The organism is Frankia nepalensis (genome assembly GCF_016786325.1).
In the GTDB taxonomy this organism is placed as follows: Bacteria; Actinomycetota; Actinomycetes; order Frankiales; family Frankiaceae; genus Pseudofrankia; species Pseudofrankia nepalensis.
Map to the genome: position 1 here is coordinate 23,624 of NZ_JADWYU010000096.1, position 16,591 is coordinate 40,214.

Here is a 16,591-nt window from a genome sequence, read left to right on the forward strand (position 1 = left end):
CGGCCCGCTGGTCGGTGGCACCCGGTCCGGCCTCACTCGCGGCGCGCCGCGCCCGTCGTGACCATCAACGGCATCTCACCTGTCGAGGAGCACGCATGTCGGCAAACGTGATCACCCCATCCGGCCTGTTCGTCGAGGAGCGCCTGTTCATCAGCGGCGAGCTGCGCCCGGCGGCCGGCGGGCGGACCTACGAGAACGTCAACCCGGCGACCGAGGAGGTCATCGGCGTCGCGGCCGACGCGACGGCCGAGGACATGCGCGACGCGATCGCCGCCGCCCGGGGCGCCTTCGACGAGGGCACCTGGGCGAGCGACGTCGGGTTACGGGTCCGCTGCCTGCGCCAGCTGCACGCCGCGCTGCTGCGGCATGCGCCGGAGCTGCGCGAGACGATCCGCGCGGAGGTCGGCGCGACGAACGTCAGCCTGGACGTACCGCTGTTCGCCCGCGCCCTGGACAACATCACCTACGCCGCGGACCTCGCCGAGCGATACACGTTCGTCCAGGACCTGGGTGTCGGCGAGTCGATGGGGCGGATGAGCCGGCGCCGCCAGTACCGCGAACCGGTCGGCGTGGTCGCGGCGATCACCCCGTGGAACGCGCCGATGCAGGTCAACCTGGCAAAGGCGGCGTTCGCGCTGGCCGCGGGGTGCACGGTCATTCTCAAGCCCGCGCCGGACACGCCGTGGAACGCCACCGCGCTGGGCCGGCTGGTGGCCGAGGAGACCGACATGCCGCCGGGTGTCTTCAACGTCGTGCCCACGTCCGACAACGCCGTCGCCCAGCTGCTGGCCGAGGACCCACGGGTGGACCTGATCAGCTTCACCGGGTCGACGGCTGTCGGCCGGCACCTGATGGCCGTCGCCGCGAGCACGGTCAAGAAGGTCTTCCTGGAGCTCGGCGGCAAGTCCGCCTGGATCCAGTGCGACGACGCCGATGTCGACACGAACGCGCTCATGATCGCCTACCAGTCGCTGTCGCAGGCCGGGCAGGGGTGCTCGATCAACACCCGGCTGCTGGTCCAGCGCCCTCGCTACGAAGAGACGATCGCCAAGGTCGCGGACGCCTTCCGCGCCGTTCCCTACGGCGACCCGGCCGACCCGAACACCTACATGGGCCCGCTGATCAACGCGAAGCAGCGCCAGCGGGTGCTGGACTACATCGAGATCGGCAAGGCGGAGGGGGCCCGGCTCGTCCTCGGCGGCGGCAAGCCCACGCATCTGGAACGCGGCTACTTCGTCGAGCCGACGATCTTCGCGGACGTCGACCCGGACTCCCGGATCGCCCAGGAGGAGATCTTCGGTCCGGTGCTGGTCATCATCCCGTTCGACACCGACGAGGACGCGGTCCGGATCGCCAACTCGACCATCTTCGGGCTCGCCGGCACGGTCGAGAGCGCCGATGTCGACCGTGCCCGCGCGATCGCCGAGAAGATCCGCTCGGGCGTCGTGAACGTCAACGGCGGGATGTACTTCAGCTGCGCGGTGCCGTTCGGCGGCTACAAGCAAAGTGGCATCGGCCGCGAGATGGGCGCCCTCGGCTTCGAGGAGTACACGGAAGTGAAGATCATCAGTGAGGGAGTCGCGTAGGGCGGCACTGGCTCCACGAAGGCTTCGGAACCCGATGGGACGATGACCCGCGCGCTCGCGGGCCGACGGGCCGGCGAGACGTCGAGACGGTTTGGGCAGGGTGGCCGGCAGGGCGCGGTTCCCTGCCCTACGACCGGCCCAACGCGCACCGCGCTCGGGCTGACGGCGCTTCGAGCGCGCGGGACATCGTGAAAGAGGGTTCTCCGAACGCGTCGGCTCCGGGTCAGGTGGCGGCCGGGGCGTCCAGGTTGCGACCGGTGTCGGGGTCGAACAGGTGCAGCTGGTCGGTGTCCAGCCAGAGCTCGGCGTTCTCGCCCTCACGGATCCGGCTGACCGCGTCGAGCCGGGCGACGATCTGGGGGTCCCCGCTGGCCAGGTCGACGGTGCCGGCGTCATGGGCCAGCTCCTCGAGGTCGGCGGCCCTGGCCCGGCCGCCGGCCACCGTGAAGTAGGCATAGCTGTCCGAGCCGAGCCGCTCCAGCACGTCCACCGTGACCGTGAACCGCGGGCCGGGGCGGTCCTTCACCTGCTCCAGCGCGGCGTCCTCGAAGTGCTCGGGCCGCGCCCCGACGATCAGCGACCGGCCGCCGGCCGCGCCGCCGTTCCAGCCTTCCAGCAGCCGCCGCTGCCGGTCGTCCGGGGTGATCGTCCCGAACGGGGTGCGCAGCTCGCCCTCCTCGAGGGTCGCCGGCACGAAGTTCATCGCCGGTGAGCCGATGAAGCCGGCCACGAACACGGTCGCCGGCCGGCTGTACAGCTCGGTCGGCGTGCCGACCTGCTGAATCCGCCCGGACCGCAGGACCGCCACCCGGTCGCCGAGCGTCATCGCCTCGGTCTGGTCGTGGGTCACGTAGACCGTGGTGGTGCCGAGCCGGTTCTGGAGCCGGGAGACCTCGGTGCGCATCTGCACCCGCAGCTTGGCGTCCAGGTTGGACAGCGGCTCGTCCATCAGGAACGCCTTCGGGGAACGGACGATCGCCCGGCCCATCGCGACCCGCTGCCGCTGCCCGCCGGACAGCTGGGCCGGCTTGCGGTCGAGGTGCTCGGTGAGGTCGAGCACCTGGGCGGCCTCCTCGACCTTCCGGTTGATCTCGTCCTTCGGGCGTTTCGCCAGCGCCAGCGCGAAGCCCATGTTCTTCCGTACCGTCATGTGCGGGTAGAGCGCGTAGCTCTGGAACACCATGGCGATGTCGCGGTCCTTCGGCGCCAGGTCGTTGACCATCTTGCCGCCGATCCGCAGCTCGCCGGTGGTGATGTCCTCCAAGCCGGCGATCATGTTCAGGGTGGTCGACTTCCCGCAGCCGGACGGGCCGACCAGGATGACGAACTCGCCGTCGGTGATGGACAGGCTCGCGTCGTCCACCGCGAGCCGGCCGTCCGGGAACCGCTTGGTGACGTGGTCGAGAACGATGTCCGCCATGGCCGGGCCTATCCCTTCACCGCGCCGGACGTCAGCCCGGCGACGATCCGACGTTGGAACAGCAGCACGAAAATGATGATCGGGATGGTGATGACGACGGCCGCCGCCGCGATCGAGCCGATCGGCTGGGCGAACTGCGACGCCCCGGTGAAGAACGCGATGGCGGCCGGGACCGTCCGCGACTGCTCCGTCGACGTCAGCGAGATCGCGAACAGGAAGTCGTTCCAGCAGAAGATGAACACCAGGATCGCGGTGGTCACCATGCCCGGCGCGGCGAGCGGGGCGATGACCCGCAGGAACGCCTGCAACGGGGTGGCGCCGTCGACCTGCGCGGCTTTCTCCAGGTCCCACGGGATCTCCCGGAAGAAGGCCGACAACGTGTAGATGGCCAGCGGCAGCGAGAACGTCAGATACGGGATGATGAGCCCGATCCAGGTGTCGAAGATGCCAATCTGCCGCCAGAGGTTGAACAGCGGGCTGACCAGCGAAATCTGCGGGAACATGGCGATCAGCAGGGCCAGCCCGATGAGCAGCCGCTTACCCGGGAAGGCGAGCCGGGCGATCGCGTAGGCGGCCATCGAGCCGAGCACCACCGCGAGCACGGTGGAGATGAGCGCGATCCCGAGGCTGTTCAGCAGCGCCCGGGTGAACAGCGACTCACCGAAGATCCCCCGGTAGTTCTCCAGGGTCCACTCGTTCGGGATGAAGCTGCCGTCGGTGATGCTGGCCGGCGTCTTGAACGACAGCGACACCAGCCACAGCAGCGGCACCAGCGAGATTCCGAGGATGAGGAGGTTCGCGGCCGACCAGCCGAGCAGCGCGGTGCGCTCCCCGGACGGGCGCCGGCCACGCGCGGTGGTACCAGGAGCGGAGGCACCGGGAGTAGAGGCACCGGGAGTAGAGGCGATGGTGGCCATCAGCGGCGGCCCTCCCCACCGGGTGCGGCGGTGCCGAACCCCTTGACGAAGATGAACGCGACGAGCGCCACGACGAGGAAGATGAGCACCGACAACGACGAGCCGACGCCCAGGTTCAGCGCCGTGAACAGGTTGTCGTAGCCCAGGATCGACACCGACCGGGTGTCGTACGCCCCGGCGGTCAGCACATAGATGCTGTCGAAGATGCGGAAGGCGTCCAGCACCCGGAACAGCAGCGCGACGAGGATCGCCGGCTTCATCAGCGGCAGCATCACCCGGGTGAACCGCTGCCAGGCGGTCGCCCCGTCGACCTTCGCCGCCCGCAGCAGCTCCTCCGGGACCAGCGCCAGCCCGGCGAGCAGCAGCAACGCCATGAACGGCGTCGTCTTCCACACCTCGGCCAGGATGATCACCGCGATGCCCCAGACCTGCGAGCTCAGCGGTGTGGCGTCGCCGAACAGGCCGGACAGGTAGCCGGTGTCCGGCGTCCAGGCGTACCGCCAGCCGAACGCCGCGACCACGGTCACGATCCCGTACGGGATGAGGATCACCGTCCGGATCAGGCCGCGGCCGACGAGCGCCCGGTGCATCGTCAGCGCCAGCGCCATCCCCAGCACGAACTGGATCGCCACCGAGATCACCGTGATGATCACGGTCACCGCGAGCGCCTGCCACCACAGCGACGACGTCAGGACGGTCGCGTAGTTCGCCAGCCCGACGAACTTCGAGTCGTCCGGGAACCGCAGGTCGTAGCGCCGCAGGGACAGGTAGACCGCGTATCCGATCGGGTAGGCGGTCACCGCCAGGATGACGATGACCGCCGGCGCGCACAGCGCCCAGCCGAGCCGGCGTTCCGCCCGCGCCCCCGCCGACAGCGGCGCCCGTCGCCGGTTCGCCGGTGCCGGGCCGTTCGTCCGCTCATCGGCGTTCGTCGGCTCACCGGCGTTCGCCATCGCCTCGCCGGCGGTCTGTGTCTCTGGTTCGCTCCGTCTCCGCACGGCGCTCCGCCTCCGTCCTCCTCCGTCGGACGGGCGCCCCACGCCATGCTCCGCTCCGCTCACGGCACCAGTCCCTTCGACTCGAGGGCGTCGGCGATCGCCTCGCGCAGGCTGTCGAGCCGCCCCAGGCTCGCCGAGGAGGGCGGTGACAGGGTGTGCGCGATCTGCAGCGACACGCTCTGGTAGGCCGGCGTCTGCGGTCGCACGCTGGCGTTCCGCAGCGCCTCGTAGATCGCGGGAGCGAACGGGTAGCCGCCGTCGATGAACTCCTGGTCGGTGTAGAGATCCTCGATGGTCGGCGGCAGCCCGCCGTCGATCGCGGTCCGGATCTGGTTCTCCCGGCTGGTCATGCACTCGATCGCCGCGGCCGCCTGCGCCTTGTGCGGGCTGTAGGCGCCGATCGCGAGGTTGTAGCCGCCGATCGTGGTGTGCGACGGCTGTCCGGGCACCAGCGTCGGCCACTGGGTCCAGCCGATCTTGTCGGCCAGCTCCGGGTTGTTCTGCCGCGCCGACGGATAGATGAACGGGTAGTTCAGCTGGAAGGCGGCTGACCCGGTCTCGAACGCGAGGCGGTTGTCGTCCTCCTTCTGGTTCGACCAGGACGGGTCGGCCGCCGGCGAGTGGGCCAGGGCGCGGATCGCCTCGACGGCCTTCTCCGCCGGCGGGCCGAGCACCACCTCGGTGCCCTCGTCGTTCAGGATCTGGCCGCCGGCCGAGGCCACCAGCGAGTTGAACAGCACGGTGTAGCCCTCGTACTGGGCGCCCTGGACCTCGACGTAGTGCGGCTTGCCCGCCTCGGCCAGCCGCCGGGCCTCGGCCAGCATGTCGTCCCAGGTCCGCGGCGGGTTCGGCACCAGGTCCTTGCGGTACCACAGGAGCTGGGCGTTGGTGTTCAGCGGCACGGCGTAGAGCTGGTCCTCCCAGGTGCCGGTCTCCACCGCGACCGGCAGCATCCCGTCGGTGACCCGCCTGGCCTCCGCCGCCGGGAACGGCACGGCCCAGCCGGCCTCGGCGAACTCGGCGGTCCAGGTCACGTCCAGCGTGAGGATGTCCATCGAGGAGTCCTCGGCGGCGAGCCGCCGGACCAGCTGCTGGCGCTGCCCGTCGGAGTCGTTCGGCAGCACGTTGATGCCGATCGTGTACCGGCCGTCCGACGCGGCCGAGCAGTCGGCGGCGGCCTTCGCAAACGAACCGGACGACTCGTTGTAGACGTACCAGGTCAGGGAGACCGGCCCGCGCCCGCCATTCCCGTCGTCGGAACCACCGCAACCGGCCAGCGCCGACCCCGCGGCCAGCGCGAGCGCTCCCGCCACGGCCGCCGTGGACCGGCGGCCCCGGCTGGTCCTCGGGTCGCGGTGGCCGCCGTGGACGGGCACCGCCGCTCCCGGACCGGGACCGAAATGTCGGCTGGGCCGACGGGGTCCACGGGGTCGACGGGATTGTCGAATTCTCATGGGCCGTGCTCACCACCCCACGTCACGCTGCCAGGGCGACGCGGGGCGGGAGACGTCCATGACCGGATGATGTCCGCTCCGCCACCGACGACCGGGCCACGTCGCCCCGCGTCGTGCATCCACCGGTCTCAGTGACCAGCGGTGGCTCCGCCATTCCCGGGCATATGAAGACGTAAACCCGCCGTTACGGGACCATTTCTCGTGATCTTCAAATTGTCGTCCGCTCCGTTGCGCGGCCCCGACGGCGCGATTGCGCCCCTGCGCGTATTGGCATCGAGATGCCGGGTTGGAAGGTGAAGAACTGTGACGGCGCCCGGTACCAGGCCGAAGCCGCTACTGGCCCGAACGGTGGAGATCCGGCGTCACCAGGTACTCGACCGTGGCGTCCTCGGACGGATAGCCGCGCAGCAGCCACGCGTCGCCCTTCCGGGTGCGCCCGTCGGAACTCGGCACGCCGTGGCGCCCGCGCGCGTGCCAGGCCTCGAACAGGTCGCGCAGCCGCTCGCCGTGCGTGCACAGCACCGCGCCGTCGGCCTCGTCGGAGGCCAGCAGCTCGAGCAGCGCCCGCGCGGATCCGTCGACGCCGAGCGCGGCGCGGCGCAGCAGCGGGACCCGGCGGGCGGCGACGAGCGGGGCGACGGTCTGCTCGCAGCGCAGCGTCGGGCTGGTGAGCACACGTCGGACCGGCAGATCCCTGGTCACCACCTGGGCGAAGGTGGCGGCCTGGCGGACACCCGCCGCGGTCAGCGGGCGATCGGCGTCGGGGCCGGTCCAGCTGTCCTTCGGGATGGCCCTGGCATGACGGACTATCAGCACGGTGCGGCCCGGTGTCGGCTGGGCGGCGGCGGGAGGAGTCACAGTAGGTTCCTGCCAGTTTGTCGGGTGAATAACGCCCGGTGCCGCCAATGGGCTCCGGCGATCGGCCGCCGGGCCGAGTCGGCCTTGTGCCGGGTCGACACCGCGGGGCGGCCCGGCGGCTCACAGGGGGCGCCGACGATCCGCGCGGCGTTCCGTTCCCGCGGCGGACGGCGCGCGGTCGCCGGCGGAGGCGCCGGCGTGCCCGCGACCGGCATGGTCTTCGGAGACGCGGTCTTCAGAGGTGCGTTCTTCAGAGGTGCGGTCCTCAGAAGTCCGGCCCGCGCAGACACGGTCTTCGGGGGCGTCGCGACGGCCACCGCCCGCGCTCTCGTCCTCGCGGTGCACGATGACCGAGCCGGTACCGGGCCGAAGCGGCACCGGAACCTCCCGCCTGCCCGCGCCGTCGTCGAGCTCGGCGCCGATGTCCGCGGCGCGCGGGGCGCTGCGCAACGCCAGCCCCAGGGCCGCCAGCAGCACCAGCAGCACGAGGGTGACGAGTGACGCGGCGAGCGGCTGGTTCGGGATCGTGGTCAGCCAGTACATGACGGCGGCGCAGGCCGCCGCGAACGGGATCGTGACGATCCAGGCGACGATCAGCTTGGAGAAGACCGACCATCTGACCGGCGCCGCCCCGTTCGCCGTGCCGACCCCGGTGATGGCGCCGGCGACGGTGTGGGTGGTCGAGACCGGGGCGCCCACCGCCGTCGAGGCGAAGATCGCCGCCGCCGCGGACGTCTCCGCGGCGAACCCGCTGACGGGGCGCAGCTCGGTGATGCTCATGCCCATCGTGCGCACCAGCCGCCAGCCGCCGGACAGCGTGCCGGCGGCGATCGCGGCATGCGCGGCCAGGACCACCCAGAGCGGGATGTCGAGCTTCTCGCCGCCGTCCAGGTGCCCGGTGGCGACCAGCAGTGCCGCGATCACCCCCATCGTCTTCTGGGCGTCGTTGCCGCCGTGTCCCAGCGAGACCGCGGCCGACGAGGCCAGCTGGGCGAACCGAAAGCCGCGTTCGGTGCGCTCGACGTCATGCCTGGCGAGCAGCAGCCGAAGCAGCGCCATCAGTGCCATGCCGACCAAAAGCCCGGCTACTGGTGAGATCACCATGAACAGGAGCGTCTTCTGCACGCTCGACGCCTTGATGGCGTCCAGGCCGGCGGCGGCGAGCCCGGCGCCGACGAGGCCTCCGACCAGCGCGTGGGACGACGAGGTTGGCAGGCCCAGGTGCCATGACAGGTAGTTCCACGTGATCGCGCCGAGCAGAGCCGCGAAGATCACCGCGAGATCGACGAACTCCTCCTTCACGGTCGCCGCGACCGTGTTGGCGACGAGCGTCCCAAAGATCCCGAACGCCACCAGATTGAAGAACGCCGCCCACGCCACCGCCCAGCGGGGGCGCAGTACCCGGGTGGCCACGACGGTCGAAATCGCGTTTGCCGCGTCATGGAAGCCGTTGGTGTAGTCGAACAGCAGCGCGAGCGCGACCAGTCCGATCAGCGACACCGTCGTCAGATCCATGCAGCCGCGCTACCCGCTGTCGGGTGAACCGCACCTGGCCATCGCCAGAACACCGGGCACCGGGGTAGCCCGGCGCCGCGGGCGGCGGGCCGCGGTGCCGCGGGCGGCGGGCGGCGGGCGGCGGGCGGCATGGAAGTGCGCTGGGAGCAGGAGTGAGCCCGGGTCGGGTGGGTAGCGAGATCACGTCAGCGATCGGTGCCGAGCGTGACCGATCACGCCGCACGACAGGCCACAGCCAGCCAAAGACGACCTTGGAGGCGGACCGTGCTCATTGCCGAGGAACTGCTCCTGCTCGCCCTCGACCCGGCCGAAGGCTCGCCGGTGAACTCGTCGCGGCAGCCGCTGACCATGACGCTGAGCGGCGCGCTCATCGCCGAACTCGGCCTCGCCCACGGCGTGGTCGTGGACGGCAAGCGGTTCCACCCGGTGGGGCCGACGCCGCCCGACCCGCTGCTGGCGGCGGCGCACCGCGCGGTCGGCACGGTGAAGGGCCGCCGAGCCGCCGACCAGGTTCGCCGGCTCGACAAGGCGCTCGGCGGGGTGTGGAGCACGGTGGTCGACCGTCTGGTCGAGGAGAAGGTCATCGGGCGGGAACGGCGTCGGATGCTGCTGTTCCCGGTCACCCGTCATCCGGTGCTGCGGACCGACCTGCGCGACGAGGTCGTGCGCCGCGCCCAGGAGGCGGCCCGTGGCAGCGGCCCGCTCGACGCCCGCACCGCGGCGCTGCTCGCGCTCGCCGGCCCGTCGCGGCTGCTCGAGGTCGTGGCGCCCGACCGGGCCGACCACAAGCACGCCAAGGAGCGGATCGCCACGGCCACAGCCGCGACGCCGGTCGCCCCGGTCGTGGTGCGCGTCCTGCGGGAGGCGCAGGCGGCGACCAACGCGGCGATCGGCGCCAGCGTGGCGGCCACCGCGGGCAGCAGCTCGGCCTGACCCACGGCACTGCCTGGCGGTCCGGCATGCCGGTGGCTCGCGTGGACGGGCTGCGCGGGGGCCGGGGACGGACAATGGAGGGGCCGACCGCCCACTGACCGCCACACGCCGAGAGGACCCGCGACGTTCAATGGCCCGCCATGCGTACCTCGATCACCCGGGGCCCATCCCCTTCGCGCACCGGGGCGGAGCCGGGCCGTGGCCGGAGAACTCGTGGCCGGCGTTCGAGAACGCCGTCGCGCTCGGGTACCGCTATCTGGAGACCGACGTCCGCGCCACCCGGGACGGCACGGTCATGATCCTGCACGACTCGACCCTGGAACGCGTGGCGGACCGGGCCACCCGGCTCGCCGACCTGACCCTCGCCGAGGCCAGCCGGGTCCGCCTCGTCCGCCCGCGCACGCCAGCGGCGGCGCCGGCTGCCCACGAGGCCGTCTCCCCCGCCGCTTCTCCCCAAGGGCCGGCTGCTTCTCCCCAGGGATCGACGACTTCTCCCCAGGGGCCGGCGGCGCCCGGCGGCGCGGGCGGCGACGCCGGGGCACGGGACGACGGCGGCTGGGTGGGCTCGGCGGACGGGGAGCCGATCCCGCGGCTGGACGACCTGTTGGACCGCTGGCCGGACCTGCGGTTGAACCTCGACGTCAAGGAGCCGGCCGCGCTCGCCCCGACGCTCGAGGCCCTGCGCCGGGCGAACGCGCTGGACCGCGTCTGCGTCACCTCCTTCGACGATGCCGTCGCCCGCGAGGCGCGCCGGCTGGCGGGGCCGGGGCTGTGCGTCGGGGCGGGCATGTCGGCGATCGCGGTCGCCCGCCTGCGCAGCGTCCTGCCTCCCTGGCTGAGCGTCAGCCAACGCGGCCGCCGGCCCTCCTGGGGCTCGCGCCTCGGCGGCCACGGCTCCAGCCGGACGGCGGGAGTGGGAGCGGACGGCGCCATGCCGAGTCCCGGGGCACGCGGCCTCGGCCGGGCCGCCGGCGACGACGGCGCGGCGGGCGACCACGCGGCGGGCGGCGCCGCCACGGTGGTGCCGGCGCAGGCCACCGCCGCGGCGAACGGGCACCGCAGGCCGCGCGGGCTCATCGGGCGGGACGTCGTCCAGGTGCCGGTGTCGTTCCGCGCGCTTCCGGTGTGCGACGCGCGGTTCGTGCGCTACATGAACACGGTCGGCCTGCCGGTGCACGTCTGGACGGTCAACGACGAGGCCTCGATGTCCATGCTGTTGAGGCTCGGCGTCGACGGCATCATCACCGACCGCCCGGAGCTGCTCCGCGAGGTCCTGCGGCGCCACGACCTGTGGCCTGCCGCCTGACCGGCCGACGGCCTTAGCCGACGGTTTCAGGGACCGGCCGGGCCGGTACCGATCCCGCCGGCTCCGCCGGCCTCGCCCGGCTCCGCGGCCAGCGAGGCCGCGATGCCGTCGATGAGCCAGTCGAGGCCGTCGGCGAAGAGGCGGTCGGCGGCGTCGGGCTCGGCCTCATGCGCGTCGATCAGGGCGTCGATCCCGAACTCGGCGATGTGCGGGTACCCACCGGTGTCGATCAGCCGGCGCAGGTAGCCCTCGGCCGCCCGGAGCCGGGAACCGGGTGCCCGGGCGTCGCCGGCCGCCGGGGCCGGCTGGGACGCCCGTTGGGCCGCCAGCTCCCGGACGACCTGGCCGACGGTGTAGGTGTCGACGGCGAACAGGATCGCGAGCTTGCGGTCCCGGTCGAGGTCCAGCCCGGACAGGGCCGCGAGCGACTGGTCGAAGTGGCGCAGCGCGTTCGGGCTGATCGCGGCGCTCTTCGCGGTCACCGACAGCATCCACGGATGGCGGCGCGCTCCGGCGCGGGTGTGGTGGGCGACCACGCGCAGCGCCTCGCGCCAGTCCGCCGGCAGCTCCCCCGGAACCAGCCAGGTGCCGGCCGCTTCGTTGACCATCAGGTCGATCAGGTCCTGCTTACGCGCGATGTGCGAGTACAGGCTCATGGGCCGGACACGCAGTTCGCCGGCCACCCGCCGGATGGAGACCGCCTCGATGCCCTCGGCGTCCGCGAGCGCCATCGCGGTGGCGACGATCGCCTCCCGGGTCAGCGCCGCCGGCCGTTCGGCTCGCGGGGGGCGCAGCCACAGCGCTTCGAGCGCGTCCGGGCCGTCGCCGGCCGACGGGTCCGGACGGTCCGCCGCGGGTCCGTCGGGGGGCACGGGCGCCCGCGGGGGGCCGGTCCCGCGCCGGCGGTCCTGGCCCGGCCAGTCCAGGAGCCCGTAGGCGTCGCCGGCGCCCGTGTGCCGGCTCTCCGCCGGACCCGCTGGCCCCGTGGGGACGGCGGGCTCGACGGGACCGGCGGGCTCGACGGGACCGGCGGGCTCGACGGGCCCCGGACGGCCGGAAGGATTGACGTGCCTGGGTTCACCGAACGGGCCGGGACCGGGCGCGGCGCCGTTCGGCGTGCGGGGCATGTCCGCGGGGCCTCGCATCGCCCCAGGATACGGAGCCGGCGGATCCGGGTCAGGGGGTTGACATCCACGCGCCCGCAACCCACCACCCCCGCTGTCGATACGCCGTATCGGAAGGCGATACGCTGTATCGACCAACCGCGGCGGGAGCCTTCGGCACCCTGTCGCGGGCGGTCGCCGACGCGCCCGACGCGCCGCCGCCCCCCGGAAACTCGCTACCGTCCGCCCCGGTCCGGCGGCAGACCGCGACCTGGGGGGCCGGCGGCGCGCCGGCGCCACCGGCAACGACCACCCGCTCGGGGTCCTCCGTCGACGGCCCAGGGCACCCACAGCCCCAACGGAGAGGCCGATGAGCTCGCCACCATCCGAGACACCAGCCGCGTCCGCGCCGGCCGGCACCGGCATCGCCACCAGCGCGAAGGACGAGAAGCTCGACCCGGCGGTGATCCGGCTCGCGCTCGTCATCCTGGTGGGCGCGGTCGCCGTGCAGCTGGACGCGACGATCACCTCGGTCGCCATCGAGACGCTGGGCAGGACGTTCGACGTCGGCGTCTCGACGATCCAGTGGGTCACGACCGCCTACCTGCTGGCGCTGGCGATGGTCATCCCGTTGACCGGCTGGTCCGTGGAACGCTTCGGCGGCAAGCGGATGTGGATCGTGTCGCTCGTGCTGTTCCTGGCCGGCTCGGTGCTGTGCGGGCTCGCCTGGTCGGCGGAGAGCCTGATCGCCTTCCGGGTGGTGCAGGGCCTCGGTGGTGGCCTGCTGCTGCCCCTGATGCAGACGCTCCTCGCGCAGGCCGCGGGCCCCGCCCAGTTGCCGAAGCTGATCGCGGCGATCTCGGTGCCGTCGATCCTCACCCCGGTCCTCGGCCCGATCCTCGGCGGCGTGATCGTCGACAGCGTCAGCTGGCGTTGGATCTTCCTCATCAACATCCCGGTCTGCCTGATCGCGATTTTCCTGGCGATCCGGGTCCTGCCGGACCCGCGCGGGAGCGAACGCCATCCGCTCGACATCCTGGGCCTGGCCCTGCTCTCCCCCGGCCTCGCGATCGCCGTCTACGGCTTCTCCGAGGCCGGCAGCGAGGGCAGCTTCGACAACGCGCGCGTGCTGGTCCCGCTGCTGATCGGGCTCGCGCTGCTCGCCGCCTTCACCGTGCACGCGCTGCGCGCCCGGATCGAGCCGATCATCGACCTGCGGCTGCTGCGCAACCCGGCGTTCCTCGGCTCGACCGGCCTGATGTTCCTGTTCGGCATGTCCCTGTTCGGCGCCATGTTCCTGACCCCGATCTACGAGCAGGTGGCCCGCGGCCGCAGCGCCACCGAGGCCGGGCTGCTGCTGGCCCCGCAGGGCCTGGGCATGGGGATCGGCCTGATCGTCTTCGCGCCGCGGGCGAACAGGCTCTCCGCGCGCGGCATGGTGATCGCCGGCCTGGTGCTGACCGTGCTCGGCTCGGTCGCCTACACCCAGGCCGGGCACACCCCGAGCGAGTGGCTGCTCGGGTCCTCGCTGGCGGTCCGCGGCCTCGGCATGGCCATCACGATGATCCCGACGATGACCGCGACCTACCACGGCCTGCGCCACGACCAGATCCCCCGGGCGACGACCACCTCGCGGATCCTGCAGCAGATCGGCGGATCCCTCGGGACGGCGGTCCTCGCCGTCGTCCTGGCCACCGAGATCCGCGAGCGCGCCGGCTCGGCGGGCTCGGCCGGCGCCCCGGTGACGGCCGAGAGCGTCGCGGCGGCGGGCGGCCCGGTGCCGAACTGGCTCGCGGAGGCGTTCGGGACGACGTTCTGGTGGCCGGTGATCTTCACCCTGATCTCGATCCCGGCCGCGTTCCTGATCCCCAGGAGGCTCGCCAGCGCGGAGCAGGGCCCGGGGGCATCGGCGGCGTCACCGGCCCCCGGTCCGTCGGACCCGGACCCGGCGCGGGCCGGTCTCGCCGCGGACCCTCTCGCCCCGACACCGCGGCCCACGGCCGAGCCCACCCTCGCCGCCGACGACCGGGAGGCCCGGCGGGATCCCCCGGCCGTGGTGCTCGACTAAGCCGTCCGCGATCCGCGCGAGCGACGTGTGCGCGGATCGCGGACGGGGCGGCCTGGAAGGATTCGCGGGACGGTCAGGGTGCCCTAGCGCGGGGCCATGCGGATGGCGCCGTCGAGGCGGATGACCTCGCCGTTGAGCATGGGGTTGGCCACGATGTGCTCGACCAGGGCGGCGTACTCGTCGGGGTCGCCGAGCCGGCTCGGGTGCGGGGTCTGCCGGCCGAGCGACTCCTGCGTCTCCGTCGGCAGGCCGAGCATCATCGGGGTCGCGAACGTGCCCGGCGCGATCGACACCACCCGGATCAGCTTGTCCGCGAGGTCACGGGCGATCGGCAGCGTCATGCCGACGACTCCGCCCTTGGAGGCCGAGTAGGCGGCCTGGCCGATCTGCCCGTCGAACGCGGCGACCGACGCGGTGTTCACGATGACGCCGCGCTCTCCGTTCGGCAGCGGCTCGGTGCGCACGATCCGTTCGGCGCCGAGCCGCAGCACGTTGAAGGTGCCGATCAGGTTGACGCCCACGACCTTGGCGAACAGGTCGAGCGCGTGGACGCCCGAACGGCCGAGCACCCGGGCCGGGGGCGCGATCCCCGCGCAGTTGACCACCACCCGTACCGGGCCGAGCTCCTCGGCCGCGTCGAAGGCCGCCGCGACCGTGGCCTCGTCGGTGACGTCGGCGGCGGCGAACCGGGCCCGCTCGCCGAGCTCGGCGGCGGCCTTCTCGCCCGCGCTGGTCGGCAGGTCGAGCAGGACGACGCTGGCGCCGGCCTTGTGCATCCGCTTGGCGGTGGCCAGGCCCAGACCTGAGGCGCCGCCGGTCACGACGGCTACCGCACCCGCAATCTCCACGTGCCGCTTCCTCCCTCGCGCCACCGGGCGCGCTCATGAACGCTCACTCAGTATTGCGCGGCCGCGGGAGGACAGGCGTCCCGGCATACCGGGAATCACTCGGCCCGGCGTGGTCGCGCGAACGGCCGGCCGGGCGGCCGCGCGTCAGGCCTGGGCCGAGGCGGCGCCCGACGGCTCTCCTTCGCCCGCCGCGGTGCCGGCCGCGGCCGGCGACGCGCCGAGCCAGTCGGCGAAGACCGCCTCCGTGTCGGCCCCGGCCGCGGGAGGCAGGGCCGGCGTGACGGGAACCGTCCGGGAGAAGCGGGGCGCCGGCGCGGGCTGCTCGATGCCGTCGAGGGTCACCAGCGCGCCCCTGGCGGCCATGTGCGGATGCGACGACACCTCGGCGAACGTCAGCACCGGGGTGACGCAGGCGTCCGTGCCGTCGAACACGGCGGCCCACTCGTCCCGGCTTCTCGCCAGGAAAGCGGCGGTGAACCGGGCGCGCAGGGCCGGCCAGCCGGCGCGGTCGTTCTGGCCGGGCAGGTCGGCGTCGGCCAGGCCGAGACCGGCGAGCAGGGCGGCGTAGAACTGCGGCTCGATCGCGCCGACCGCGACGTAGCGGCCGTCGGAGCAGACGTAGGTGTCGTAGTAGGGAGCGGCGCCGTCGAGCACGTTGACGCCGCGCTCGTCGGACCAGAAGCCGGTCCCCCGCCAGGCCCACATCATCTGGGCGAGGATGCCCGCGCCGTCGACCATCGCGGCGTCGACGACCTGCCCGGCGCCGGAACGCTCCCGCTCCCACAGGGCGGCGAGGATCCCGGTCAGCAGGAACATCGACCCGCCGCCGAAGTCCCCGACCAGGTTGAGCGGCACCGCCGGCTTGCCGTCCTTCGGGCCGATCGCGTGCAGGACGCCGGTGACGGAGATGTAGTTGAGGTCATGGCCGGCAGTCCGCGCCCAGGGACCGTCCTGGCCCCAGCCGGTCATCCGGCCGTAGACCAGCCGCGGATTGCGCTCCAGGCACACGTCGGGGCCGATGCCGAGCCGCTCGGCGACGCCGGGCCGGTAGCCCTCGATGAGCACGTCGGCGCGCTCGACGAGGGCCAGTAGCCGGTCCCGGCCGGCGGGGTCCTTCAGGTCGAGCACCACCGAGCGCCGGTTGCGCAGCAAATGGTCCTTCGACGGGGCTCCCGGGACGCCTCCGCCGGCAGGCCGGTCCACCCGGACCACGTCGGCCCCCAGGTCGGCGAGCACCATCGCGGCATGCGGGCCAGGACCGATCCCGGCGAGCTCCACCACCCGCAGGCCGGTCAGCGGCCCCCCGGACGTCGTGGCCTGGACGCCTGGCGCCATCGGCATGTCCTTCCCCTCCGAACAGCTCTCGCCCTGAACCGGCTCACGGAGCGGATGCTGGCCCAGCGGAGCTGGAACCGGCTTTCACACCGCCGCAGACCGGTCTACTCGCCCGGCGCTGTTCGGTCCACCGATGGCATGGCGGCTCTCGGGCCCGCCGCGGGGTCGGGAGCGCGCCGCCGCGGACGGGCCGCGCGGCGCGGGTCTCCCGGGCGGGCCGTCGGTCAGGCGGCCGTCGGTCAGGTGGGGC

Annotated in this window: 13 protein-coding genes; 4 read left to right on the plus strand and 9 right to left on the minus strand. The window is 72.9% G+C overall.

The window, feature by feature from the left end; all coding sequences use genetic code 11:
* Window positions 1-95 precede the first annotated feature (95 nt).
* Complete coding sequence (locus I6A81_RS08545) at window positions 96-1,586, plus strand: aldehyde dehydrogenase family protein (RefSeq protein WP_202998897.1); 1,491 nt, start codon at window positions 96-98, stop codon at window positions 1,584-1,586.
* Between the two features lie 223 nt (window positions 1,587-1,809).
* On the opposite strand, the gene I6A81_RS08550 is transcribed toward I6A81_RS08545, so the two are convergent.
* The 6 genes from I6A81_RS08550 to I6A81_RS08575 all read right to left on the minus strand — a co-directional run bounded on the left by I6A81_RS08550 (window position 1,810) and on the right by I6A81_RS08575 (window position 8,748).
* Window positions 1,810-3,006, minus strand: a complete 1,197-nt coding sequence (locus tag I6A81_RS08550) for an ABC transporter ATP-binding protein (protein ID WP_202998895.1) — start codon at window positions 3,004-3,006, stop codon at window positions 1,810-1,812.
* Window positions 3,007-3,014: 8 nt separating this feature from the next.
* Entirely contained in the window at window positions 3,015-3,923 is a 909-nt protein-coding gene (locus I6A81_RS08555; RefSeq protein ID WP_238428035.1) for a carbohydrate ABC transporter permease, read from the minus strand.
* Window positions 3,923-4,876 (minus strand): carbohydrate ABC transporter permease, encoded by a 954-nt coding sequence (locus tag I6A81_RS08560; RefSeq protein ID WP_238428057.1) that lies wholly within the window; start codon window positions 4,874-4,876, stop codon window positions 3,923-3,925. Before I6A81_RS08560 ends, I6A81_RS08555 begins: the two co-directional genes overlap by 1 nt.
* Window positions 4,877-4,980: 104 nt before the next feature.
* On the minus strand, window positions 4,981-6,375 hold the full coding sequence (locus I6A81_RS08565; protein ID WP_202998893.1) for an ABC transporter substrate-binding protein: 1,395 nt from the start codon (window positions 6,373-6,375) through the stop codon (window positions 4,981-4,983).
* Between the two features lie 333 nt (window positions 6,376-6,708).
* Window positions 6,709-7,233 carry a SixA phosphatase family protein gene (locus I6A81_RS08570; RefSeq protein ID WP_307874540.1) on the minus strand — a complete coding sequence of 175 codons (525 nt, stop codon included), beginning with the start codon at window positions 7,231-7,233 and terminating at the stop codon, window positions 6,709-6,711.
* A 120-nt stretch (window positions 7,234-7,353) separates the two neighbouring features.
* Window positions 7,354-8,748, minus strand: coding sequence for an inorganic phosphate transporter (locus I6A81_RS08575; protein WP_238428034.1), 1,395 nt, complete (start codon window positions 8,746-8,748; stop codon window positions 7,354-7,356).
* 264 nt (window positions 8,749-9,012) lie between these two features.
* Here I6A81_RS08575 and I6A81_RS08580 point away from each other — a divergent pair, with 264 nt between their 5' ends.
* Window positions 9,013-9,681 carry a GOLPH3/VPS74 family protein gene (locus tag I6A81_RS08580; protein WP_202998891.1) on the plus strand — a complete coding sequence of 223 codons (669 nt, stop codon included), beginning with the start codon at window positions 9,013-9,015 and terminating at the stop codon, window positions 9,679-9,681.
* A gap of 130 nt (window positions 9,682-9,811) precedes the next feature.
* Window positions 9,812-10,987, plus strand: coding sequence for a glycerophosphodiester phosphodiesterase family protein (locus I6A81_RS08585; protein ID WP_202998889.1), 1,176 nt, complete (start codon window positions 9,812-9,814; stop codon window positions 10,985-10,987).
* A 26-nt stretch (window positions 10,988-11,013) separates the two neighbouring features.
* Here the strand turns inward: I6A81_RS08585 and I6A81_RS08590 are convergent, their stop codons facing one another.
* Complete coding sequence (locus tag I6A81_RS08590; protein ID WP_202998887.1) at window positions 11,014-12,132, minus strand: TetR/AcrR family transcriptional regulator C-terminal domain-containing protein; 1,119 nt, start codon at window positions 12,130-12,132, stop codon at window positions 11,014-11,016.
* 328 nt (window positions 12,133-12,460) lie between these two features.
* Between I6A81_RS08590 and I6A81_RS08595 the strand changes: the two genes are divergently transcribed.
* Entirely contained in the window at window positions 12,461-14,158 is a 1,698-nt protein-coding gene (locus I6A81_RS08595; RefSeq protein ID WP_202998885.1) for an MDR family MFS transporter, read from the plus strand.
* Window positions 14,159-14,241: 83 nt separating this feature from the next.
* Here I6A81_RS08595 and I6A81_RS08600 read toward each other — a convergent pair whose 3' ends face one another.
* Both I6A81_RS08600 and I6A81_RS08605 read right to left on the minus strand, forming a co-directional pair.
* Window positions 14,242-15,006, minus strand: a complete 765-nt coding sequence (locus tag I6A81_RS08600; RefSeq protein WP_202998883.1) for a 3-hydroxyacyl-CoA dehydrogenase — start codon at window positions 15,004-15,006, stop codon at window positions 14,242-14,244.
* 144 nt (window positions 15,007-15,150) lie between these two features.
* Complete coding sequence (locus I6A81_RS08605) at window positions 15,151-16,341, minus strand: CaiB/BaiF CoA transferase family protein (RefSeq protein ID WP_202998881.1); 1,191 nt, start codon at window positions 16,339-16,341, stop codon at window positions 15,151-15,153.
* Window positions 16,342-16,591 lie beyond the last annotated feature (250 nt).

Coding starts and splice junctions, on each gene's coding strand:
- I6A81_RS08545 (WP_202998897.1), top strand. CDS start 96: ATGTCGGCAAACGTGATCACCCCATCCGGCCTGTTCGTCGAGGAGCGC.
- I6A81_RS08550 (WP_202998895.1), bottom strand. CDS start 3,006: ATGGCGGACATCGTTCTCGACCACGTCACCAAGCGGTTCCCGGACGGC.
- I6A81_RS08555 (WP_238428035.1), bottom strand. CDS start 3,923: ATGGCCACCATCGCCTCTACTCCCGGTGCCTCTACTCCCGGTGCCTCC.
- I6A81_RS08560 (WP_238428057.1), bottom strand. CDS start 4,876: ATGGCGAACGCCGGTGAGCCGACGAACGCCGATGAGCGGACGAACGGC.
- I6A81_RS08565 (WP_202998893.1), bottom strand. CDS start 6,375: ATGAGAATTCGACAATCCCGTCGACCCCGTGGACCCCGTCGGCCCAGC.
- I6A81_RS08575 (WP_238428034.1), bottom strand. CDS start 8,748: ATGGATCTGACGACGGTGTCGCTGATCGGACTGGTCGCGCTCGCGCTG.
- I6A81_RS08585 (WP_202998889.1), top strand. CDS start 9,812: ATGGCCCGCCATGCGTACCTCGATCACCCGGGGCCCATCCCCTTCGCG.
- I6A81_RS08590 (WP_202998887.1), bottom strand. CDS start 12,132: ATGCGAGGCCCCGCGGACATGCCCCGCACGCCGAACGGCGCCGCGCCC.
- I6A81_RS08595 (WP_202998885.1), top strand. CDS start 12,461: ATGAGCTCGCCACCATCCGAGACACCAGCCGCGTCCGCGCCGGCCGGC.
- I6A81_RS08605 (WP_202998881.1), bottom strand. CDS start 16,341: ATGGCGCCAGGCGTCCAGGCCACGACGTCCGGGGGGCCGCTGACCGGC.